The following is a 22,187-nucleotide window of genomic DNA, read 5'->3' as shown; positions in this document are numbered from 1 at the left end:
GCTTAGGAGCCTTGGCAGGACCGGAGCATTAGCGACATTAGTGTTGCTTGAAGTTCGGCGGTGCTTTTGGGTTTGACAATAATCATACGGCCATTATCCACAACTTCCGCAGACCAACTTATATCGAGGATCACATTGCCTCTTGCTGTGTAAATAGATCTGCCCTCAGCGATTTTGCTGAAAGGCCACTCTTTATTGAAGCTAACGGACTGCAATTCAAACCGGTCAGCGCAACCAGGAGCTTTTTCAAGCTCGGCTAGCACTGCTGCTCCACGCTCTTTAAATAACTTTATGCTTTTAGTTTCGAATTCGTTACTTACGAAGAATCCAGAGACTAGAAAGTAAGCTCCGAAAATCAATCCGATAAATAATATTTTGGATAAGTGTCGCTTCATTGTTTTCTGAATTCCATTTAGAGAGCTTTATGGGGGCCTGGTCGCAGAGGTAGCTCATGCAAGTAGACGATTTAACCATAACGTCGGGCGGCTTTGATATCACCGGCTGGACGAACGTCCGAGTCACGCGGGGTATTGAGCGGCTGCCCAGTGACTTCAGTATTGGTATGACCGAGCTTTATCCTGGTGAACTGGATCGCCTGGAGTTGTCCCCTGGAGCGGCGTGCCAGGTCCGGCTCGGGCAGGACCCGGTGGTGACCGGGTATGTAGATCGATACACGCCGAGCATCAGCGCTGGCGATCACTCGATCCAGGTTAGTGGCCGTTCTAAATGCTCCGATTTGATCGACTGCGCCGCTGAGTGGCCAGGCGGGCAACTCAGCAACCAGACTGTGTTGGGAATTGCACGGCGGCTTGCGGCGGTTTACGGACCATCCATCAACGGTGTTGCCGAAGGCATATCAGTTGCTACGGACGTGAGTGATTTGCCGGTGTTACCTCAGACCAATCTAATGCTGGGTGAATCGGCCTTCGACATTATCGACCGAATGGCGCGCTTTTCCGCCGTACTCGCCTACGACCTGGCTGACGGGAGTCTCTTCCTGAGTAGGGCTGGGACGCGCCGCGCGGCAAGCGGCTTTGTTGGGGGGGTCAACGTTCAGCAAGCCTACATCGACTTTTCGGCGGATCAGATCTATTCCGACTACAACGCCTATATCCAGTCTGTGGACACGTTTACAGATCTCGGGCAGGGCGGAAACCATATCTACCCGGTGAAGGATCTTAACTGTAAGCGGCACCGGGCGCTGGTGATCATCTCCGAGGGGGGCGGACTGGGTAATGACGTCGCTATCAAGCGCGCAGAGTGGGAGGCGGCCAGGCGTTTTGGGCGCTCCCGGGTAATACGTTTGACCGCTGATAGTTGGCGAGACTCAGCCGGCGCCCTGTGGGAACCAAACACACTGGTCCCGGTGCATTTGCCGAGATTGAAGTTCTCCGCCGAAAGCATGCTGATCAGTGAAGTGACCTTCCTGAAGAACAGCTACTCAGGAACAACCGCAGAGATCACGCTTATGGCGCCTGAAGCGTTCCTTCCTCAACCCATCAACCTCACGCCGCTTTATGGCGAGCTTTTGCAAGGTGGTTTCTGATGACGTCCCCGACGAATCAATCCGGTGATTCCACTGGTGTTCTCCAGCGCATGATGCGCCGGATTCAACTTGCAACTGGCTGGGGCCGGGTGATGTTCAGCGACGATAGCAAGACCGCTCAGCTACTGCAGGTGAAGCTCAACGATTCCGAGACCCGGGACGGTACGCCGAGAATTGCGGAGTTTGGCTTCACGTCTCGACCGCCGGAGGGGGCGGATGTATTGATCGTGTTTTTAGCTGGCGACAGGTCCAAAGGCGTGGTGGTAGCCACTGCGCACCAGGCAAGTCGGCCAACCGACCTGCTGGAGGGGGAATCCATGGTCTATGACCTCTGGGGGAAGTCGATCTACCTGACCGAGACCGGAGGAATCATAGTTGAGGCAGGCGCTGCGCCTGTCACCGTCAACAACGCCACCACCGTCACAATCAATGCCGTCGAGGCAGTTCAGATGAACACGCCAGTTCTACGTGTCAGCGGCGATATTGAAGCGGGTGGCAACGTCAAAGACAAGGTCCGCACCATGGCTGCCGATCGGGCGCTGTTCAATCAGCACACCAACGGTACCGGCACCACAACCCCGAGTCCTCAACAATGAGCGATATCACCACAGCCTGGATCGTAGAGAACGGAACGGGTGATTGGTCAATCATGGGTGGCGCCTTGGCGAGCGGCAATGACCTGGCCAGCGCTGTATTGATCAGCCTATTCACGGACCGGATTGCCGACGACTCGGATATTCCTCCGGATGGTAGCGATGATCGGCGCGGGTGGTGGGGCGATGCAGATGAGGAGCTTCCCATCGGTTCCCGTCTCTGGCTTCTGGACCGGTCCCGTCTTACGCAGGACGTTGCCAACACCGCGAAAATTTACATGGAGGAGGCATTGAAGTGGCTCATCGATGATCAAGTCGCGCTCAGCGTAAAGGTCGTGACCGCCATTGCTGGCGGGAGCCGGCTCAATAGCATCATCACCGTGACTCACCGTGACGGAACCGTTACCCCGCTCAATTTCAACTGGGTTTGGAATCAGACCTGATAGTCGTCACGGCCCGCCTCGAGCGAGCTTTCATATTTCAGGAGCAAAGCCCCTCATGCCATTTACGAGACCCACGCTCTCGGACCTGCGCGCGCACGTTGCTGCGGATATCACCTCTGGTCTACCGACCGCTGACGGCCTGCTGCGCTTTTCCAACATGAACGTGATGGGCAAGGCACTTGCCGGTATGGCCCATCTTCACTACGGATATCTTGACTGGATCGCCCGTCAGTCCGTCCCGTTCACTTGTACCGGCGAGTACCTGGAGGCATGGGCCGCGCTCAAGAAGGTTTACCGAAAAAAGGCAGCATTTGCGCGTGGACAAGTCACTTTCAAAGGGACGCCAGGTGTCGTTATCGATGCTGGTACCGAGGTGGTCCGTGGCGATACGGCATCGTTCACCACTCTAACTACGGCAACGATTAACTCAGAGGGGGCCGTGATCGTCAGCATAATTGCAGAGGTTGCTGGCGAGCAGGGCAATACCGCTATCGGTAGCCTGATAAGGCTGGGATCGTCGCTCGACGGCGTGCAATCCACCGGCGCAGTGACTAGCGTTATCACCGGCGGAGCGGATCAGGAGGAAGACGGCAACCTGTTCAGCCGTATGATTGATGCGTTCCAGAACACCCCCAAAGGCGGCTCTGGTGCAGACTATGTAGCCTGGGCCAAAGAGGTGTCGGGGGTGACGCGTGCTTGGTGCGCGCCGAATGGCTTTGGTGCGGGTACCGTGATTGTGTACGCAATGCTTGACGACGCCAACGCAGAGCATGGCGGTTTTCCGCAAGGAAGGAATGGGGTGTCGAGCAAAGACGTTCGGGCAACTCCAGCCAATACGGCAACGGGCGACCAGCTTATTATCGCGAACAGCATGTTTCCCGAGCAGCCGGTGACCGCCATGGTTTACCTCTGTGCTCCCGAAGATCGTACGATCAATTTCACGCTATCGGGACTGACCGGCGCATCGACGGCCACCCGCGATGCGCTGGCGGGCGCTATTGCTGAGGTGTTGGCAGAGCAGGGGGCGCCTTTGAACGATGGTTCTTATATCGAGCTGTCGGCTGTTGACTCTGCAATTGCCGCAATTGCCGGTACAGCTGGCTTTGTTATGACCTCTCCAACGCAAAACATTGTGAATCAACTGGGCTCATTGCCCGTCCTCGGTTCCATCACCTATAGCTGATAACCATGCCAAATCCGTCCTTTACACGCGATGACTTCACGGAGGCGCTGTTGGGTTTGCTACCGCGTGGGCGAGTCTGGCCCAAAGAGTTGGGTAGCGTTCACGCTCAGGCGATTTCCTGTTTTGCTCCGACCTTCCAACGCATCAGCGACACTGCTGTCGATCTGATTGCCGACGTGTTTCCGGCATCGACCAACGACCTATTGACCGAGTGGGAACTGACGCTGGGGCTACCTGATGCCTGTACGGTGCCAGGGTCACAGACCTTTTCGGAACGACAGAAGGCCGTTGCTGACAAGATTTCGGCTGCGGGCGGTCCCCAACGAGCGTACTACATCCAGATGGCCGCGCAACTCGGCGTGACCGTAACGATTGATGAATACCAGTTCCTAACTGTCGATAACGCGCGCACCGGAGATTTTCTCTATGGAGATGGTTGGCCGTGGGGCTGGCTGGCCTCTGCACCTTCGGCGCTCTACGGATCAGTGAACGCCGCGATGCTCGCCTGCCGTCTCCAACAGGAAAAACCCGAGTACACCGACGTGGTGCTGGGCTTTGGACGGGAAGTCGTCGACAACATTATCAGCCAGGCTGACAGCCTTTTTAACGTTATCCATTACGTGACGCCTGCAGCGATCGCCGGCATTGAGGATTTTTAGCATGCAGCGAATTTCCAGTTGGACCGATCTTGTCACTGCGCTTGGCCGGTTTCGCTACGGCACCATCGTGGGAGGCGTGAGCCCAACGCCGATAAAGGCCGAATGGTTGAACGCCGTTCAGGAGGAACTGTGCAACTTGATCCTCGGGTATCTGCCTGCTCTGGATGTTGAGGACAACACTCAGGTGCTCAAGGCGATTCAGGCAGCGATTGCTAACTATGCGGTGAAGGCAACGTCATTAGCCGGGTACAACATTCTTGATGCCTATACGAAAAATCAGACTGACTTTCTACTTTCAAGTAAAGCGAACAATGCCATCACTCTGGGCGGTTATGGCATCGGCGATGCCTACACAAAGACTGCTACAGATTCGCTGCTCAATTCACTGCATCAGACTATCCAAACCGCGCTGGACGCACTTGACCTCGCGAAGCAAAACAAGAACACCGCGTTGTTGGGCGTTAACGGATGGAAGTTGGACAGCGCTACGGGGCTGTTAGAGCAGTGGGGGCAAGGTAACGTAGGCGGAGACGCGGTCAGTGCGCCAATCGACTTTCCAACTCCGTTTGCTGAGGTTTACAACTGCTTCGGGAACAAAGTAACTCCCAACTCCTCAGACAGTGATGCCAACGATGCGGGTGCCTATGCGGTAAGCAATACGCAATACAGGCTATTCAACGACACGCAGAACTTTGGAGCAACGATTCACTGGCGCGCGATTGGCAAAGCGCCGGGGTATTAATTCGCATCGATCCCAAACTTCAAAAAGCATCCAGGCCGCACTGCGGTTTTTTTTACGACTGGAGAAACATGAATGACTGATATTTCAGCGCTGGAGAGTTACGCGGGGCAGTTGTCGGAAGCGGCTCAACTTTCGCTAGGGGCGGCGGAAAAACAGCATCAATATATTCATGGCGATGCCGCGACTGATGTTGTTACTGAGTCGGGTCCAGTGCCGACAATTGCAAAGCAAGCCCGCTTGTCTCTGGAGCAAACGGCGGGCCTAGAGCTGGAACTGGCCAGTGCAGACGATGCCACCAAAGGCGCGAATTTAATCGGCGATAAGGGGACTACTGTCAGCGCGGCCCTAGCACTGAACCTGCGAAAACCGAGGAAAGTGTTCAGCAAGCTTTTTGCGGCAGCATCGTCTATTAGTCATCTGCGGGTGATCATTCTTGGTGACAGTTTGGCCGGGGCAAAAATGCTTCAGCTCAACGCCTCGCTGGATCGCAGGATGGGCGGGGTCAACATGAGTGGCGTCAACAGTGCTGGCACAGGTTCTGGGGACGGGCCGCCCACCGGCGGCTATGACCTCTCGCTTAGCACCGCCTCGCTCGTGACGGCGGAAACTTTTCAGTATCAGTATTGGCCTACTGGGCTCGTCAGTCGTCTTAATGATGGCGCGTCAGCACTTTGGGTGCGTTCGGGATCTTCGCCAACCTTTACTGATGTGAAGGTGTATTACATCAAAGAGCCCTCCGCCGGCACGCTGAACCTTTCCGTCGGCGGTACCGTTGTGGCAACCGTCTCCGCCGCCGCCGATGTCACTGGTCTTGGCGTTTTGTCCTACACGCAAGCAGCGGCTACTGCCGCCGTATTGACCACTGTTTCTGGCGGCCCGGTACGTGTTGTCCTTGTGCATACCCGCAACACCACCGTGTCCGGTCTCGACCTGCATCAGACCATGAACCGTGGTGGCCTGTTGCTGGCCGATGCAACGGCCTCCGCGCAAGGGCGCGCGATTTGGCAGGCAGCCCTGACTGACATCAACGCGGACCTCATCACCTTTGAGATGGACGACGACTTCGGGGATGGGGCGGCCGCTGATGCATCGCTCAACTATCTGATAGGTATTCTTGATGCGTCCAGTCCATATGCGGACAAGCTGTTCATTGGGTCGACACCGAGAACCCTAAACGACTCGCTCAAGATGAGGTCCGGGCATTACCTGAAGGGCTTCTGCGGCAACAAAGGGGCGTCGTATCTGTACTTCGACAGCTACCACCTCCTGGGCACGCATGCCGAGATGAACACCATCTTCGGGGCTGACGATGGCGTCCACCCGGTGGCCGCAGTCCAGGCCTATGCCGCTGAGATGCTCTGGGAGTTTCTGGGGCTTAATGGATTCAACTTGGGTTTCGTTTCTCGGGCAGTCAATGACCGAGGCACCCCGTCCAGGCTCGCGCGCGGTACAACCATTGGTGACCGCCCAGGCAGGGAAATTTCGATCACTGGGGACGCCTCCTCCGGGTCGGATTTTACGCTGACCATGACTCGCTCTTTTGCATTCGCCAGCTCCACCGGGGTGGTTCTTCGCAGGACATCGTCGCAACCCGGTGTGGTCTCCAACGTCGAGCCCATGGCCACTGACTTCGACACACCCGCGAACGTACGCAAGCGCAACGTGGTCACGTCGACAGGGATTGAGATCACCCAGCTCGTAAAAACCGACAACCCCGGCGGCATGCAGCATCTGCGCGCGGGCCTGTACTTCAATAGCTTTACGCGCGCACAGCTATTGGCTCTCAGTGCGGCGAGCAACACCGGGGCACTGGCATTTTGCTCGGACTGCACCGGTGGAGCTCAATGGGTCTATGCGAGAGGCATCAACGCGCAGGACTGGGTCACAGTGGCCGGCAATTCCGCGATCTAACTTCGAGAGGCTACTAGCATGGCACTTACACTGGATTTGATTTACAAAAACGTAGAGGTCAAGGGCGCCTATGTCACTGTTGCGGTGGCTACCTTAGGTGCAGATAAGGCGGAAATGACCTTCAGCGTTCAGACCTGCGCCCAGTCTAACGGCGACCCTTTGACGTATGTGTACTACACGACACGCTACGACATGGACGGCGAGAACCCATTCAAGCAGGCATACGAGTACCTGAAAACACTGCCTGAGTTTGAAGGTGCGACCGATTGCTGACACGAGTAACTGATCAATAACCCGCCATGAGCGGGTTTATTTTTGTCTGGAGAAAGCCATGCCTATCACCGAGCAGCAGTTGCTGCAGATCCTCCCGAACGCCGGCCGCCAAGCCGGCGTTTTTGTTCCCGCCCTGAACACGGCCATGAACCGTTACGGCATCGTCGGCACGTCGCGCGCCGCTGCATTCATCGCCCAGGTCGGGCACGAGTCGGGCCAGTTCCGCTGGCTGAAGGAGTTGTGGGGCCCCACGGCGCAGCAGGTCGGATATGAGGGGCGCGCCGACCTGGGCAATACCGTGAAGGGTGACGGCTCCAAGTATCGTGGTCGGGGCCTGATCCAGATCACCGGCCGAGCCAATTACGCCGCGTGCGGTGAAGCCCTGGGCCTGGACCTGCTCAGCAAGCCCGAACTGCTCGAGCAGCCCCAGTACGCCGCGATGTCTGCGGCCTGGTTCTGGTCTACCCGTGGGTTGAACACGCTGGCGGATCAGGGTGAATTCGTGAAGATCACCCGTCGTATCAATGGTGGAGTCAACGGCCTGGCCGACCGCCAGGCGCTGTACGACAAGGCGCTGAAGGTGCTGGCATGAGCGGCACAGGATTCACCCGGCTGTCGCGGGTGCTGGCCAAGGCCAAGGAGGGCGATCTCTTCTTCAGGTGCCCAGGCTGCGACATGGTGCACGGCATCTCCACTGGAAAGGGCCCCGGCCCGCGCTGGGGCTACAACGGCAATGCCGAGGCACCTACATTCACGCCGTCGGTGCTTGCTCGAACCACTGGCGCACCTGATGGACGCAGTGTAATGACGCCTGAGGATGAGGCTGAATACGACGCTATCTATGCCAAGGGTGGAAGAGAGGCGGTTTTTTCCAGCCGCTTCGGCAAGGTCTGCCACTCATTCGTCACCAATGGTCGAATCCAGTACCTGGACGACTGCACGCATGATCTGGCGGGCCAAACTGTTGACCTACCTGACTGGGAGGATGAGCAATGATGACGCCCGCGCAGATCCTGGGCGCGATCCTGCTGGCGATGGTCATCAGCGCCGCCAGCACCTGGCAGGTGCAGGACTGGCGCTACGACGGAAAGCTGGCGGATCAGGCCGACCAATTCAAGACGGATCTCGGCCTGGTCAGTGCTGCAGCAGCCAAACAGGCTCGCGACGAGACCGACAAGCGCCTGGCCCTAGAGCAGCAGCTCGCCGGCCAGGACCAACAACACACCAGGGAATTATCCGATGCCCAACGCAACCAGGCTGTTTTGCGCGATCGCCTTGCCACTTCTGATGTCCGGCTGTCAGTCCTTCTCGACGCCACGGATTCAGCCAGTGGCTGCAACGTGCCTGCCGCCCCCGGCGCCGTCGGCGTGGTTCATGGAGCCGCGCGAGCCCAACTTGACCCAGCGCATGCTCAACGAATTCTCGCCATCACCGGTGATGGGGACCAAGGACTGATCGCACTGCGCGCTTGCCAGGCGTATGTCAGGACTGTTTCTCCCGCTTCCGCTCAATCAGCAGCCGCTGGTTTTCCCTGAACAGGTGGTCACGCTGGTCCACTACGGACATCAGGCCGCTTATCCGCGCGCCCATTTCTGAGTTATCCCGGTTGAGCCTGCCCGCGTCGGCGAGTGCTTTTCCGAGAGCTGTCTCGGCAGAGGCTTTGCCAGCGGCCAGCGCATCGTTCATTTGGACAAGGCCGGCTATGTTCTTTCTGGCCTTGGCTAACTGCGCTTGAGCCTCGGTGAGCTCGTCCTCGAGCAGGGCGCACTGATGCTTGTACATTTCTAGGGGCGTAGGGCAGCCGAGCCACTCGCAGGTGTCTTGATCGATATTCATCATGGCGCGCTCAAATGCTGTATGCGCATACAGTAATCGAGGTTGGAGGGTGGCGCGATTTCAGGCGACGAGCTGTAGGGGATTTGGTTTTTGTGTTCGGTCGGCAGGACGCCGGAGGAGGGGGTGTATCTCGTACCAATTTTTGTACCAATGACCGTGTAAAGCAGGTAAAAACCGGGTACCCCTGAGTAAGCAAGTGCCCGATTTCATTGACTATTGTTACTTTGCCTTACCCCTTCAGAATCTCGGTGTAATTCTGTTCCAGGGACATGAAACTACCTGTTGGATTTTCGCAAAGCGCAAGGTTACGGTGGCCGACACATGGCTGCAAGCCTGACGATGGCACTTGTTACTCGTCGCGCCCTTCCATCATGGTGCGCTTGAGCATCACGTACACCGCGCCGGCGCCACCATGACGGGCCTGGCAGGAGGTAAAGCCAAGCACCTGGGCATGCTGGCGCAGCCAGGTGTTGACATGGCTCTTGATCATTGGCCGCTTGCCGTCCAGGCGCACGGCCTTGCCGTGGGTGACGCGCACGCAGCGGATTTCGAATTTGGTGGCTTCGGCCAGGAAGGCCCAGAGGGTTTCCCGGGCTTTTTCCACGGTCATGCCATGCAGGTCGAGGCTGCCTTCGAACGGGATCTGGCCTGCCTTGAGCTTGCGCATCTGGCTTTCCTGCACACCGTCGCGGGCCCACATCAGTTCGTCTTCGGGGCCGACGTCGATCACGAACTGGTCCGACAGGCCGTCTACGGTGGTGGCATCCGTGCGCACGGTCGCAGCCTGGCGCAACTTGGCGATCTGCGCCCGGTCAGTCTTGGGTTTGCCGGTGTCGGCGCGGTCGTGCTTGATCGGCTTGACGCCGCGCAGCTCGTTCTTGAACAGGGAAAAATCGTCGTCTTGCATGTCAGCCTCCGCGAAGGGCGGGCAGTTTACCTAAATCGCGGCGGCCAGGGCGCAGGAAACGCTATCCAAGCGCCATCAGTCGTGTTTTTTCATCAGGTGCGAGGCGATGTTCAGTGACAACGGCTGGCGCATCCGCCGCCGGCTGCGCCGCCACAACCACACGCCGAACCACAGCACCAACAGGCCGACCACCACCAGGATCGCCGAGCCGCCAGGGCTGGCATTCAATTCGCCCAGTGCCGGGGAGTGCCCCGACAAGCCTGCGCCACCGGCCACCGCCAGCAGCACACCTACAACCGCCAGCAGCGCGGCAATGCCGGCCACCAGGCGCAGGCGCCAGTTGCTCGGGCCCTTGGGGCGCAAGCGACGAGCATCAAAACCATCGGATATCTTCATTCCGACCTTTCCTCCAGGGTATCGGCCCTTCGACCGGAAGATACACAGGTTGTTCCTGCGCCAGAGGCAATTGCAGCAAATGACAGGCATTTGCAGATGAGCGGGGCCCGCACGCGGCCGCTCCGCTCATCGCGCGGCTGTCAGATCAGGTCTTTGGTCAAGGCAAGGGTGGCGAAGTTGTCGGCCATGATGGCCATTTCGGTTTGCTGCACGTGTTCGGCAGTGAGGACGCCGCCCTTGTAAGGCAGGTCGCGGGTGGCACAGGCGTCCTCCACCAGGGTGCAGCGAAAGCCCAGGTTCTTGGCGGCGCGCACGGTGGTGCTGACGCTGGAGTGGCTCATGAAACCGCAGACGATCAGGTCCAGCGAACCCAGGTCCTGCAGGTGTTTTTCCAGGCCGGTGCCGTGGAAAGCGCTGGGCAGCAGCTTGCCGATGATGGTTTCGTCGCCGGCCGGTTCCAGGCCAGGGATGAATTCGCCACGCTCGCCCTGCGGGTCGAACAGGCCGCCCACGGTGCCCAGGTGGCGCACATGCACGATCGGGCGCCCGGCGCTGCGCGCGGCTGCGACCAATTGCTTGATATTGGCGACCGCCGCGTCCATGCCCGTAAGGGCGAGCGGGCCGCTGAGGTATTCCTTCTGGGCATCGATGATCACAAGGGTCGCATGGCTGAGATTGGCAGCTGCATAACCACGACCGCTGAGTTGAAACATCGTCTTTGGAACGGACATTCTGGGGCTCCTGTGAGTGGGGCTTTTGTGACATTGTCCACTGGCTGAGCGGTTCTGTGAATCGCTACGATCATAAGGTACGCCGTTGCTGGCGTGCAGCCATGTCAAGAGGCCGGCTTGTTCCAGCCAATGATGGCAAACTGGATGAAATCCGACGTACGGCGAGGGCGTTACGTACATCGTCGCTACGGGCGAAGGCTGTTAGAATCGCCAGTCGTTTTTTCCAGGAGCTTGCCCCCGTGATCACTTCTCGCCTGCGCACCTTGCGCGACCATATCCGTTGGGCTGTCAGCCGTTTCCATGGGGAAGACCTGTTTTTTGGCCACGGTACCGACAATGCCTGGGACGAAGCCCGGCAATTGGTGCTCGGCGCCTTGCACTTGCCGTGGGAAATCGCCGACAGCTACCTGGACTGCAACCTGGAAGAAGAGGAAATCTCCCATGTGCAGCGTTTGCTGCATCGCCGTATCCACGAGCGGGTACCCACCGCCTATCTGTTGAAGGAAGCCTGGTTCTGCGGCATGTCGTTCATTGTCGATGAGCGCGTGCTGATCCCACGCTCACCGATCGGCGAACTGATCGAAAACCGCTTCGAACCCTGGCTGGCCCAGCCGCCGGCGCGCATTCTCGACCTGTGCACGGGTTCCGGTTGCATTGGCATCGCGTGTGCCTATGAGTTCCCGGACGCCGAAGTGGTGTTGGGCGACCTGTCCTTCGAAGCGCTGGAAGTGGCCAACCAGAATATCGAGCGCCATGGCGTCGATGAACGCGTGTACACCGTGCAGGGGGACGGCTTTGATGGCTTGCCGGGCCAGCGCTTTGACCTGATCGTGTCCAACCCACCGTATGTGGATGCCGAGGATTTTGCCGACATGCCGGACGAATACCAGCATGAGCCAGAGCTGGGCCTGGCGTGCGGCGACGATGGCCTGAACCTGGTGCGGCGCATGCTCGCCGAAGCGGCCGATCACCTGACCGAGAAGGGCTTGCTGATTGTCGAGGTGGGCAACAGCCAGGTCCACGTCGAGGCGCTGTACCCGGAAGTCGATTTTGCCTGGCTGGAGTTCCAGCGCGGTGGGCATGGCGTGTTCATGTTGACGGCTGAGCAGTGCCGGGCGCACCAGGCAATCTTCGCCGCCAGGATCTAACTGAAGAAGAACCGGCTGTCGTGGCAAGCGGGTTGTTGTGGAAGGCGGGCTGTTGTGGCGAGCGGGCTTGTCTGTGGCGAGCGGGCAAGCCCCGCGTTGGGCTGCGCAGCAGCCCCAAATCCCGCACCGCGTTTTGTCTGAAAAAACGCGGTGATCTTACTGGGGCTGCTGCGCAGCCCAACGCGGGGCAAGCCCGCTCGCCACAGGGTTCCAGTTTGCTGCGCCACAGCGCCCAGTCGGATAGTTGGCGCACCTTCCACCTGTGTATCCCGTGTAACCCGGTCACTCGCGATTTACCGGTGCGTAGCGATCCAGATCAACAACCCCGCCTGAAACACGGTGAACGCTACCAGGCAGGTGATGGTAAAGCGTAGCCCGCTGTCCTCACGCTTGAACTTGGTGACCTTTTCCTCTTCCTTGCGCAGCTTCACTTCCTGCTCCGCCAGGTTCTGTTCGGCCTGTTGCAGCATTTGCGCGGCTTCGAGGATCTCCACGAACTGCACCTTCTCGGTGTTCCAGCTGTCCAGCACATCGCCGACCTTGCCGGGCTGCACGTTGCCTTTCAAATGCTGCACATCGGCGTAGGCCACGTCAAAGCCTTGGACACGCAGGAAGTGATCGCGACGCAGGCGCGTGGCTTCATTGAGCGCGTCCTTGTTGGCCAGGTCTACGCCGTCAACGCGGTAGTGGGCCCACTTTTTCTTCGCCCACGCGGCGCCTTGGGCGACCAGGAATCGGCCGATGCCACGGTTGGCCGGTTCGATTTCCAGGCTGTTGCCTGGGCCGAAGTGCACGCGGTGCTTGTCGTGATCGACCCAGATGTCCAGGTGATTCTGCTCGCGGCGCACCCGTTGACCCGGTAACTGGATGACCATGCGCAGCAGGCTGTGGTGTTTGTCGTTGCGTTCTGCGTAACCGAACTGCACGAAACGCAAAGGCCTCACCCCCGTGGCGCGGTCAGTGGCCAGGGGCGCCAGGCGCAGCATCTTGAAATGTTCCGCCTGCACGTCTGCCCACGGCAGGGGCGCCGCGTCGACGACCTCGGTTTTTTCCGTGGCGGTTTCAGCGGTAGGTTCTGGTGTTGCTTCGGTGATAGTCATGCGGCGCGATCCTGTCCAAGCCCAGCCAGTCGACAGGCTTTTTGCTGTCGACCCTGGGCTTATCGGCCGCTTTTCCCAGTACTGGAGGCAATTAGTCGGTCAACGGGGTTGAAGTCCGTCGATAAAGCGCACCAGGCGTGTGCCCAGCTCGGCGGCCAGGGGCAATTGAGGGTTGTTATAGGAGGCCAGTTGCTGCTTCACGTCGTTGGGCACGATGCGCATCACGTGGTTCATGCCCTCGATTATCGTCAATTCGGCGTCGGGCTTGGCGTTCTTCAATTGCTGCGCATCGCCCACCCCCACCTGGATATCGTGGGTGCCCTGGATGATCAGCGCCGGCATGCGTAGCTTGGCAAAAGCTGCCGAGGGGTCGGCACGAAACAGGCTGATCAGATAGGGCTGAACGCTGGGTCGGAAAATCCCTTCCAGAGGGGCCGGCACATCGGGGTCCACCTGGCCGGCCTTGAGGTGGTCAAGGATTTCATTACTGCGCAGCAGCAGGGCAGGGGGCAGGTGGTCGGCCAACTGTTGGCGTATCACCTGGTCCACCGGACGGGCACTGCCGGACAAGGAGACCACCCCCGCCGGATCGAGTTGCGGCGCGGCCAGGGCGGCCACCAGCGCACCTTCGCTATGGCCCAGCACAATCAGCGGGCCCATGCGCTTGTCGGCCTTGAGCAGCTTGCCCCAGGCCACGGCGTCGGCCACGTAGGCGTCCAGGGTCAGGTTGCGCTCATCGGGCGTGGCGGCCAGGCTGGCGGCAACGCCGCGCTTGTCGTAGCGCACGCTGGCGATGTTATGCCGGGCCAGTACCCAGGCCAGGCGCTTGAGGCTGTCGTTGCGCGCGCCGTCGGCGCTGTTGCCGTTGCGGTCGGTGGGGCCGGAGCCGGCAATGATCAGCACCACCGGCACCGGTTTGTCGGACTGGGGCAGCAGCAGCGAGCCAAACAGCTCGCCGCTGCCGGTGTCGAGGCTGATGGGCCGTTGCAACACCACGGGGGACGCGGCACAGGCCACGCCAGTAAACAGGGTCAGGGTCAGTAGCAAAACTCGAAGCATCATCACGCCATCATCAGGAAGGTGCCGGTTCGACCAACGTCTACCGGTAAGGTTTCGAGGATGAACTAGTCGGTTGGCCCGCGTATACTGGCGCGCTTGGTTATCACCTCTGAGTGATTACAACTGATTTCACGGAGCGCCCTGCATGTCCGGCAATACCTTCGGCAAGCTGTTCACTGTCACCACCGCAGGCGAAAGCCATGGCCCGGCGTTGGTCGCCATTGTCGACGGCTGCCCGCCCGGCCTCGAGCTGTCCCTGGAAGACCTGCAGCGCGACCTCGACCGCCGCAAGCCCGGCACCAGCCGCCACACCACCCAGCGTCAGGAGCCCGACCAGGTCGAAATCCTCTCTGGCGTGTTCGAAGGCCGCACCACTGGCTGTGCCATCGGCCTGCTGATCCGCAACACCGACCAGAAGTCCAAGGACTACTCGGCGATCAAGGACCTGTTCCGCCCGGCTCATGCCGACTACACCTACCATCACAAATACGGCGAACGCGACTACCGTGGCGGCGGCCGCAGCTCGGCCCGCGAGACCGCAATGCGCGTGGCGGCCGGTGCGATTGCCAAGAAGTACCTGGCCACCCAGGGTATCGTCATCCGTGGCTATATGAGCCAGTTGGGCCCGATCGAAATCCCGTTCAAGACCTGGGACAGCGTGGAAGACAACGCCTTCTTCTGCCCCGACCCGGACAAAGTGCCGGAACTGGAAGCCTACATGGACCAGTTGCGCCGCGACCAGGACTCCGTGGGCGCCAAGATCACCGTGGTCGCCGAAGGCGTCAAGCCGGGCCTGGGCGAGCCGATCTTCGACCGCCTGGACGCCGAACTGGCCCACGCGCTGATGAGCATCAACGCGGTGAAAGGCGTGGAAATCGGCGCGGGCTTCGCATGTGTCGCCCAGCGCGGCACCGAACATCGCGACGAACTGACCCCACAAGGTTTCCTCAGCAATAACGCGGGCGGCATCCTCGGCGGTATTTCCTCCGGGCAGCCGATCATTGCGCACCTGGCCCTCAAGGCCACATCGAGCATCACCACCCCGGGGCGTTCGATCGATGTGCACGGCAATCCGGTGGACGTCATTACCAAGGGCCGCCATGACCCGTGCGTCGGCATCCGTGCCACACCGATTGCCGAAGCGATGATGGCGATCGTGTTGATGGACCACCTGCTGCGCAACCGTGGGCAAAATGCCGATGTACGCGTGAGTACCCCGGTACTGGGCCAACTGTGACGGATTGTGGTGGCGAGCGATGTGGCTCGCGCGGGGCTGTGAAGCAGCCCCTTGCGGCAACATGACACCCCCCGTCCCGTACTGGCGCCTCTCCAGCTTCTACCTGTTCTACTTCGCCCTGCTGGGGGCGACAGCGCCATTCCTGGCGCTTTACTTCGATCATCTGGGGTTCTCCAGCGCGCGCATCGGCGAACTGGTGGCCATCCCCATGCTGATGCGCTGCGTGGCGCCCAACCTGTGGGGCTGGCTCGGCGACTATACCGGTCGGCGCCTGGCCATCGTGCGTTTTGGCGCGGTGTGCACCCTGGCGAGCTTTTGCCTGATTTTCATCAGCAAGACTTACGCCTGGCTGGCGCTGGTGATGGCCTTGCACGCGTTCTTCTGGCATGCGGTGCTGCCGCAGTTTGAAGTCATCACCCTGGCCCACCTGCACACACAAACCTCGCGCTACAGCCAGGTCCGCCTGTGGGGCTCCATCGGCTTTATCCTCACCGTCGTGATCATGGGTCGCCTGTTCGACTGGCTGAGCCTGGATATTTACCCGGTGGTGGTCGTGGTGATCATGGCCGGCATCATCGGCGCCAGCCTGTGGGTACCGAACGCGCAGCCTGCCACCCAGGGCAATCGCCTGGCTGCCGAGGGTTTCCTCACGCAATTGCGCAGCCCCGGGGTCCTTGCGTTTTATGCCTGTGTGGCGCTGATGCAAATGAGCCATGGGCCGTACTACACCTTCCTGACCCTGCACCTGGAGCACTTGGGCTACAGCCGAGGCGTGATCGGTATGCTCTGGGCCCTGGGGGTGGTCGCGGAAGTGCTGATGTTCCTGGCCATGAGTCGCATCCTTACGCGCTTTTCCGTGCGTCGTGTGTTACTGGCCAGTTTCCTGCTGGCGGCGCTGCGTTGGTTGCTGCTGGGCTCGTTTGCCGAGTTTTTCTGGGTGTTGATGTTGGCGCAAGTGATGCACGCGGCAACGTTCGGCAGTTTTCATGCGGCGGCGATTGCCTTTGTGCAACGCAGCTTCGGCGACCGCCAGCAAGGCCAGGGCCAGGCGTTGTACGCAGCCTTGGCCGGCACCGGCGGCGCACTTGGCGCTTTGTATGCCGGCTATAGCTGGAACCTGTTGGGGCCGACCCTCACGTTCAGCATCGCCAGCGTCGCGGCCCTGGCCGCCGCCCTTATCATCGGCTTTCGATTGCAAGAGCAGAACCAAGGAACCGTCCAATGAGTTATGTAGCCGTTTACTCCGTCACCACCCCGGATACCCCGAACAAGGTCCTGACCCATTTCGACGACATCGTCTCGACCCTGGCCGAGCACGGTGTGCGGTTTGAGCGCTGGCAACCAGGCCCGCTGGCAAAAGCTGCCAGTGAGGCTGAAATGATCGCCGCATGCCAGCCCCGGATCGACGCCCTCGGTTACGGCTGCATTGAGGTGTTCAGCGTCACCGGCGACCACCCGCAACGCACCGAGCTGCGCGCCGGCCTTCTCGATGAGCGCCGCTACAGCTCGGACCAGGCCAGGTTCTTTATCGCCGGCCAGGGGCTGTTCAGCTTGCACATCGGTGACTATGTGTACGGCGTACGCTGTGAGAAAAATGACCTGCTGGTGATCCCGGCCGGCTTGCCGCATTGGTTCGATATGGGAGAGCACCCGCACTGCGTGATCTTGCAGTTATCCCACCAGCCTGGGCACGCGGTCGCTGAGTTTACCGGAAGTGAGCTTGCCGCTGGATTTCCAGGATTGGACGACTAGTCGCTGGTTCGCGATTGTTCAACCCGCCTATGCGGAAAAGTATTGTGGGAAGAACCTTATTGGAGTGTAAGACTTGGCTGTTTTTGCCGGTCTTGCTCTTTAATTCCGTTCGTTATGTAAATCTCTCCAAACCTCGATGTTTATGCTGTCTGTCAATAGGAGAAATCCGAAGGTTAGGACAGCGTCCGCAAATAAAAGGAGAGAGATGAATGAGCGCGCAACAGGAGCAGGATCGATCGTCACCGACGCAGGACGAAGTGTCCACAGCGGTGAGAAAGCGCCTGAGCTTGTCCGGCAAGCCCCTGACCCCCGCGGAACATGAAATCCTGCGCTGGGCCCTGGAGGGCAAGACTGTCTGGGAGATCAGCCAGATTCGAGCCAGTTCCGAAGCCACGGTGAAATTTCACCTGCGTAACATCTATGGCAAGTTGCAGGTCACCAACCGCGTGCAGGCAATGAATGAAGCGGTTCGGCAAGGCCTGTACTGAACGCATAAAAAAGGGCCGCGACGCTTGATGGCGTCGCGGCCCTCTTTATTGCTGGATAGCTCAGGCCGAATGGTAGGTCGGCAAGGCAAAGCGGTTCTGGCTTTGCAGCATCGAAATCTGCGGCAGCTCACTGGCTTGTTCGGCCAGGTCGCGGCGAATCGCGCTGATCACCCACGTCAGTTGATCGGCGGTGTGCAACTGCTGGTAAGAGATCGAACGCTTGACCTGCTTGCCTTCGCTGTTGCGCAGGGTCAACAGGATACCGCCGTCGGGACGTGGCTGGGTGGTGACGTCGTAGTTGGAGAATACTGAGGCGAATTTATCTTGGATCAGGCTCATGTCTATCAGCTCCGTTGGCTCAAGTTGGCAAGCATGGAGTGATAGGTGCAGTGATTGTGCCAGCTAGTGAATTTATAAAAAATCTTTATAAATCAACAGGTTAAAAATATTCAGAATTTTCGGTTTCGTGCAATTTGCATGAATGGCCATCATGCATCCTGCATTTTGCGCTATTCGATAGGCCCGTCGCGGCGGGTGCTCAAGGGTAAAGACTGTCAGTCCGTGACTAAATTCCCTTTTTTCAGCCAACGAGGGGCAGGGGATACAAAACTTTTCAAATCCCGCGTGTACAGCTGAAGAATCGCTGGCGTATTTTCCTGCAAGGCATTCGGCCTCCTGCCTTCGCAAGGCGCCGGTGTTTCCGGATCAGATAAAGAATAAGAAAAAGGATGTTCCGCCATGAGCCATCAGCCAAACGACATGATCACCTGGGGCATGATGCTGCGTAAGGTGCCAGCCATCGTGCGGGCCTTGCCTCGAGTGGTGCGCGGCATGCGCGCTGCGAATGTCACCGACCCGGCGCAGCCTTGCGGCCTGGGCTGGCACTTCGAACAAGCCACCCTGCGTAACCCTGATGGCGCCGCCTTGCTCTACGGCGACAGCGTGCTCAGCTACCGCGACGCTAACCAGCGTGCCAACCGCATCGCCCATCATCTGGCCTCCCAAGGCATCGGCAAGGGTGACGTCGTCGCGCTGTTTATCGAAAACCGTCCCGAGTTGCTGCTGAACGTGCTGGCGGTGGCCAAGCTTGGCGGCATCTGCGCCATGCTCAATACCGCACAAACCCAGGCGGCGTTGGTGCACAGCCTGAACCTGGTCAACCCGGTGGCAATCGTGGTCGGCGCGGAATTGGTGGATGCCTATACGGTGGTGCGCGATCAAGTGTCGATCCCGGCGGAGCGCACCTGGTTCGTCGCGGATCAGCATGCCAGCGCGGTCCCCGAGGGGTATGTCGACCTGATGGCCGCCAGTGCCGACTGTTCGCCAGACAACCCCGCCAGCAGTGCCCGGATCTTCTTCAGCGACCCCTGCTTCTATATCTACACCTCCGGCACCACCGGCCTGCCCAAGGCCGGCATCATGAAACATGGTCGCTGGACCAGGACCGCCGTCAGTTTCGGCAGCATCGCCCTGGACATGGGCCCGGACGATGTCATGTATTGCACCTTGCCGCTGTACCACGCCACCGGTCTGTGCGTGTGCTGGGGGGCGGCGATCATTGGTGCGTCGGGATTCGCCATTCGGCGCAAATTCAGCGCCAGCCAGTTCTGGGACGATGTGCGCAAATTCAACGCCACTACCCTCGGGTATGTCGGCGAATTGTGCCGCTACCTGCTTGACCAGCCCACCAGTACCCAGGATCGCGATAACCAGGTGACCAAGATGGTCGGCAACGGCTTGCGCCCTGGTGTTTGGGCACAATTCAAACAGCGCTTTGGCGTCGAGCATATCTGCGAACTGTATGCCGCCAGCGATGGCAATATCGGCTTTACCAACGTGCTGAACTTCGACAACACCATCGGCTTTTGCCTGCAACATTGGGCGCTGGTGGATTACGTCCCGGAGAGCGGCGAACCGCTGCGGGGCAGTGATGGCTTCATGCGCAAGGTGCAAACGGGCGGCCAGGGCCTGTTGCTGGCCAGGATCGATGAAAAGTCGCCGTTCGATGGCTACACCGACCCGGAAAAGAACCGCAAGGTGGTGCTGACCGACGTGTTCGAAAAGGGCGATCGCTACTTCAATACCGGCGACTTGTTACGCAGCATCGGCTTTGGCCATGCGCAGTTTGTCGATCGCCTGGGGGATACCTATCGCTGGAAGGGCGAGAACGTTTCCACCACCGAAGTCGAGAACATCCTGCTGCAACACCCGCAGATCGCCGAGGTCGTGGCCTATGGTGTCGAGATCGAAAACACTAACGGCCGCGCAGGCATGGTCGCCATCACTCCCAGTGAATCCCTGGCGGCCCTGGATATGCGCGAACTGCTGCAATTCGCCCATGGTCAATTGCCGCACTATGCGGTGCCGTTATTCCTGCGGATCAAGGTGAAGATGGAGACCACTGGCACCTTCAAGTACCAGAAGGTACGACTCAAGGAAGAAGCCTTCGACCCGGACAAGGCGGGCAACGATCCGGTCTACGCGTGGTTGCCGGGCTCGGACAGCTACGTGCCGGTCACGGGGCAATTATTGGCGCAGATCCAGGGCGGTGAGTTTCGCTATTGATTGTGTCTATGAAGGCTTTTGACAAAAAAGCCATGACAGTGGGGAACTCCATCGCGACACTGGGCGCCATATAAAGCACCAGAACAGGAGCCTCCCCATGTCAGACCACGCCAAACGAATGACCGAAGACGAAGCCGCCGAATTTGCCGAGCAGGTCTTCGACGTGGCCCGCAAAGGCGACGCGGCCATGCTCGCCGCGCTGCTGGCCAAAGGCTTGCCGGCCAACCTGCGCAACCACAACGGCGACACCTTGCTGATGCTCGCGGCCTACCATGGCCACGCCGAGGCGGTAAAAGTGCTGCTGGAATTCAAGGCTGACCCGCTGATCGCCAATGACAAGAACCAACTGCCGATCGCTGGCGCGGCGTTCAAGGGCAACCTGCCCGTGGTCAAGGCCCTGATCGAGGGTGGCGCGCCGGTTGACGCAGCATCCTCGGACGGCCGCACGGCACTGATGATGGCGGCGATGTTCAACCGCGTTGAGATGGTGGACTACCTGCTGGGCCAGGGCGCGAACCCCAAGGCGGTCGATGCCCAGGGTGCGACGGTGCTGGCAGCGGCGCAGACCATGGGCGCGATGGATACGGCGGCGCAGTTGCAGAAACTGGTGTAGGCTACGCGCCCTCGAAAACCAGCCCGTCACAGGATCGCCCCATGAAAACCGCCCTCGTCGAACTCATCAGCAACATCAGCACCGGCCTCATGAGCGACGACGAGGTGGCGCGCATCGCCGAAGAGGCCGCCCAGGCCTACGCAGACCCTGCGGCCTTCCTGGCGGCCAATCCGGACATCAACTACGACGACACCTTCCCGATCCCGCTGGGGGAGTGGGTGGTGGTCGGCAGCCTGCCGGACACCGTGCTGTTCCAGGCCGATACTTACAGTGATCTGTTTGCCCAGATCGTCGCGTCGTTCGGCCCGGGCGTGGCATTCAACCTCAAGCCCAAGCAACTGGCCAAGACCGAAGCGCTGACCGCCCTCAACCGCATCCAGATCCAGATGAGCGCCCTGAGCCCGGAAGACGGCGGCTATGTGTTGATGAACTTCAGCCAACCGCTGGATGACGAGATCCAGGCGGTGCTGGTGTACGGCAACGACCTGGCGCGCGTGTTGGCGCTGTGTGCCGAAGTCGGCATCAAGGGCGAGCCTTCCCTGGAAGCGTTGAAGGTGGCCGTTCACGTCTGAAATAAAACGGAACCCCCGCCAGGGCTGACTATCCTACAAGGGCATGCCCTCACTTAGGAGCGACACCATGGGTTCTACTTTCAACGGTCTGATCGGGTTGATCATCCTGGCGCTGGATATCTGGGCGATCATCAATGTGTTCCAAAGCGGCGCAAGCACCGGGGCCAAGGTGCTCTGGATCCTGTTGATCCTGTTGCTGCCAGTGTTGGGCCTGATCATCTGGGCGATCGCCGGGCCGCGCGGTAATGTGCGGATCTGACCCCTCACTCCCTTTGGCGTGTGAGCAATTAAGTGTGGGAGGGGGCTTGCTCCCGATAGCGGTGTGGCAGTGCCAGATGAGTTGGCTGACCCACCGCTATCGGGAGCAAGCCCCCTCCCACAGTGGTCTTCAGCGCACTCCAGAGATTTGTGTGTCGAAATATTCGCTGCACGA

Annotated in this window: 28 protein-coding genes; 20 read left to right on the top strand and 8 right to left on the bottom strand. The window is 59.6% G+C overall.

Annotation, left to right across the window (positions count from 1 at the left end; all coding sequences use genetic code 11):
• Window positions 1–2: 2 nt before the first annotated feature.
• The gene (locus ACODSV_RS05095) at window positions 3–395 is read right to left on the bottom strand and encodes a hypothetical protein (protein ID WP_489046092.1); all 393 of its coding nucleotides are present in this window, start codon (window positions 393–395) and stop codon (window positions 3–5) included.
• Window positions 396–451: 56 nt separating this feature from the next.
• On the opposite strand from ACODSV_RS05095, the gene ACODSV_RS05090 reads away from it, so the two are divergent.
• From ACODSV_RS05090 to ACODSV_RS05040, 11 genes are all read left to right on the top strand, one after another.
• Window positions 452–1,546: a phage baseplate assembly protein gene (locus ACODSV_RS05090; RefSeq protein WP_489046090.1), complete on the top strand. Its 1,095-nt coding sequence runs from the start codon at window positions 452–454 to the stop codon at window positions 1,544–1,546.
• Window positions 1,546–2,142 carry a phage baseplate assembly protein V gene (locus ACODSV_RS05085; protein ID WP_489046088.1) on the top strand — a complete coding sequence of 199 codons (597 nt, stop codon included), beginning with the start codon at window positions 1,546–1,548 and terminating at the stop codon, window positions 2,140–2,142. The genes ACODSV_RS05090 and ACODSV_RS05085 overlap by 1 nt, the downstream gene beginning before the upstream one ends.
• Window positions 2,139–2,582, top strand: a complete 444-nt coding sequence (locus tag ACODSV_RS05080) for a phage GP46 family protein (protein ID WP_489046086.1) — start codon at window positions 2,139–2,141, stop codon at window positions 2,580–2,582. Before ACODSV_RS05085 ends, ACODSV_RS05080 begins: the two co-directional genes overlap by 4 nt.
• A 55-nt stretch (window positions 2,583–2,637) precedes the next feature.
• Window positions 2,638–3,765: a baseplate J/gp47 family protein gene (locus tag ACODSV_RS05075; protein ID WP_454843321.1), complete on the top strand. Its 1,128-nt coding sequence runs from the start codon at window positions 2,638–2,640 to the stop codon at window positions 3,763–3,765.
• Window positions 3,766–3,770: 5 nt separating this feature from the next.
• Window positions 3,771–4,424 (top strand): putative phage tail protein, encoded by a 654-nt coding sequence (locus ACODSV_RS05070; RefSeq protein ID WP_454843322.1) that lies wholly within the window; start codon window positions 3,771–3,773, stop codon window positions 4,422–4,424.
• 1 nt (window position 4,425) lies between these two features.
• The gene (locus ACODSV_RS05065) at window positions 4,426–5,166 is read left to right on the top strand and encodes a gp53-like domain-containing protein (protein ID WP_102643039.1); all 741 of its coding nucleotides are present in this window, start codon (window positions 4,426–4,428) and stop codon (window positions 5,164–5,166) included.
• A gap of 72 nt (window positions 5,167–5,238) precedes the next feature.
• The gene (locus ACODSV_RS05060; protein WP_489046083.1) at window positions 5,239–7,077 is read left to right on the top strand and encodes an SGNH/GDSL hydrolase family protein; all 1,839 of its coding nucleotides are present in this window, start codon (window positions 5,239–5,241) and stop codon (window positions 7,075–7,077) included.
• An 18-nt stretch (window positions 7,078–7,095) separates the two neighbouring features.
• Entirely contained in the window at window positions 7,096–7,350 is a 255-nt protein-coding gene (locus ACODSV_RS05055; RefSeq protein ID WP_454843324.1) for a hypothetical protein, read from the top strand.
• 58 nt (window positions 7,351–7,408) lie between these two features.
• On the top strand, window positions 7,409–7,942 hold the full coding sequence (locus ACODSV_RS05050; protein WP_454843326.1) for a glycoside hydrolase family 19 protein: 534 nt from the start codon (window positions 7,409–7,411) through the stop codon (window positions 7,940–7,942).
• Complete coding sequence (locus ACODSV_RS05045) at window positions 7,939–8,346, top strand: ubiquitination-like system serine protease family protein (RefSeq protein WP_411390685.1); 408 nt, start codon at window positions 7,939–7,941, stop codon at window positions 8,344–8,346. The genes ACODSV_RS05050 and ACODSV_RS05045 overlap by 4 nt, the downstream gene beginning before the upstream one ends.
• Window positions 8,346–8,885, top strand: a complete 540-nt coding sequence (locus tag ACODSV_RS05040) for a lysis system i-spanin subunit Rz (protein ID WP_454844017.1) — start codon at window positions 8,346–8,348, stop codon at window positions 8,883–8,885. The genes ACODSV_RS05045 and ACODSV_RS05040 overlap by 1 nt, the downstream gene beginning before the upstream one ends.
• Here ACODSV_RS05040 and ACODSV_RS05035 read toward each other — a convergent pair.
• From ACODSV_RS05035 to ACODSV_RS05020, 4 genes are all read right to left on the bottom strand, one after another.
• Window positions 8,833–9,186, bottom strand: a complete 354-nt coding sequence (locus tag ACODSV_RS05035) for a hypothetical protein (RefSeq protein WP_454844018.1) — start codon at window positions 9,184–9,186, stop codon at window positions 8,833–8,835. The two genes, ACODSV_RS05040 and ACODSV_RS05035, sit on opposite strands and share 53 nt — an antisense overlap.
• Window positions 9,187–9,535: 349 nt before the next feature.
• Window positions 9,536–10,093, bottom strand: coding sequence for a Smr/MutS family protein (locus tag ACODSV_RS05030; protein ID WP_003192796.1), 558 nt, complete (start codon window positions 10,091–10,093; stop codon window positions 9,536–9,538).
• A 75-nt stretch (window positions 10,094–10,168) separates the two neighbouring features.
• The gene (locus ACODSV_RS05025; RefSeq protein ID WP_102625225.1) at window positions 10,169–10,489 is read right to left on the bottom strand and encodes a hypothetical protein; all 321 of its coding nucleotides are present in this window, start codon (window positions 10,487–10,489) and stop codon (window positions 10,169–10,171) included.
• Window positions 10,490–10,629: 140 nt separating this feature from the next.
• Complete coding sequence (locus ACODSV_RS05020) at window positions 10,630–11,220, bottom strand: cysteine hydrolase family protein (protein WP_024076631.1); 591 nt, start codon at window positions 11,218–11,220, stop codon at window positions 10,630–10,632.
• 239 nt (window positions 11,221–11,459) lie between these two features.
• Here ACODSV_RS05020 and prmB point away from each other — a divergent pair, with 239 nt between their 5' ends.
• Window positions 11,460–12,368 (top strand): 50S ribosomal protein L3 N(5)-glutamine methyltransferase, encoded by a 909-nt coding sequence (gene prmB, locus ACODSV_RS05015; protein ID WP_024076630.1) that lies wholly within the window; start codon window positions 11,460–11,462, stop codon window positions 12,366–12,368.
• A gap of 293 nt (window positions 12,369–12,661) precedes the next feature.
• On the opposite strand, the gene ACODSV_RS05010 is transcribed toward prmB, so the two are convergent.
• Entirely contained in the window at window positions 12,662–13,468 is an 807-nt protein-coding gene (locus ACODSV_RS05010) for a hypothetical protein (protein WP_024076629.1), read from the bottom strand.
• 99 nt (window positions 13,469–13,567) lie between these two features.
• A complete protein-coding gene (locus ACODSV_RS05005; RefSeq protein WP_024076628.1) occupies window positions 13,568–14,530 on the bottom strand; it encodes an alpha/beta hydrolase in 963 nt (320 codons plus the stop codon).
• Window positions 14,531–14,672: 142 nt separating this feature from the next.
• On the opposite strand from ACODSV_RS05005, the gene aroC reads away from it, so the two are divergent.
• The 4 genes from aroC to ACODSV_RS04985 all read left to right on the top strand — a co-directional run bounded on the left by aroC (window position 14,673) and on the right by ACODSV_RS04985 (window position 18,004).
• On the top strand, window positions 14,673–15,764 hold the full coding sequence (gene aroC, locus ACODSV_RS05000; RefSeq protein WP_024076627.1) for a chorismate synthase: 1,092 nt from the start codon (window positions 14,673–14,675) through the stop codon (window positions 15,762–15,764).
• A 61-nt stretch (window positions 15,765–15,825) separates the two neighbouring features.
• Complete coding sequence (locus tag ACODSV_RS04995) at window positions 15,826–16,989, top strand: MFS transporter (RefSeq protein ID WP_150056421.1); 1,164 nt, start codon at window positions 15,826–15,828, stop codon at window positions 16,987–16,989.
• Complete coding sequence (locus tag ACODSV_RS04990; protein ID WP_150056422.1) at window positions 16,986–17,516, top strand: acireductone dioxygenase; 531 nt, start codon at window positions 16,986–16,988, stop codon at window positions 17,514–17,516. The genes ACODSV_RS04995 and ACODSV_RS04990 overlap by 4 nt, the downstream gene beginning before the upstream one ends.
• 209 nt (window positions 17,517–17,725) lie before the next feature.
• Window positions 17,726–18,004 carry a response regulator transcription factor gene (locus ACODSV_RS04985; RefSeq protein WP_150056423.1) on the top strand — a complete coding sequence of 93 codons (279 nt, stop codon included), beginning with the start codon at window positions 17,726–17,728 and terminating at the stop codon, window positions 18,002–18,004.
• Window positions 18,005–18,064: 60 nt separating this feature from the next.
• Here ACODSV_RS04985 and ACODSV_RS04980 read toward each other — a convergent pair whose 3' ends face one another.
• The gene (locus ACODSV_RS04980; RefSeq protein WP_003172952.1) at window positions 18,065–18,343 is read right to left on the bottom strand and encodes a DUF3509 domain-containing protein; all 279 of its coding nucleotides are present in this window, start codon (window positions 18,341–18,343) and stop codon (window positions 18,065–18,067) included.
• 399 nt (window positions 18,344–18,742) lie between these two features.
• Between ACODSV_RS04980 and ACODSV_RS04975 the strand changes: the two genes are divergently transcribed.
• From ACODSV_RS04975 to ACODSV_RS04960, 4 genes are all read left to right on the top strand, one after another.
• Window positions 18,743–20,569: a long-chain-acyl-CoA synthetase gene (locus ACODSV_RS04975; protein ID WP_150056424.1), complete on the top strand. Its 1,827-nt coding sequence runs from the start codon at window positions 18,743–18,745 to the stop codon at window positions 20,567–20,569.
• Window positions 20,570–20,666: 97 nt separating this feature from the next.
• Window positions 20,667–21,182 (top strand): ankyrin repeat domain-containing protein, encoded by a 516-nt coding sequence (locus ACODSV_RS04970; protein WP_150056425.1) that lies wholly within the window; start codon window positions 20,667–20,669, stop codon window positions 21,180–21,182.
• A gap of 41 nt (window positions 21,183–21,223) precedes the next feature.
• Window positions 21,224–21,754, top strand: coding sequence for a hypothetical protein (locus ACODSV_RS04965; RefSeq protein ID WP_024076621.1), 531 nt, complete (start codon window positions 21,224–21,226; stop codon window positions 21,752–21,754).
• A gap of 67 nt (window positions 21,755–21,821) precedes the next feature.
• Complete coding sequence (locus ACODSV_RS04960; RefSeq protein WP_024076620.1) at window positions 21,822–22,013, top strand: PLDc N-terminal domain-containing protein; 192 nt, start codon at window positions 21,822–21,824, stop codon at window positions 22,011–22,013.
• Window positions 22,014–22,187: the final 174 nt, after the last annotated feature.

It is taken from the genome of Pseudomonas sp. FG86 (genome assembly GCF_057808775.1).
The sequence above is the reverse complement of the archived record's forward strand: the minus strand, read 5'-3'. Positions and strand labels throughout refer to the sequence as shown.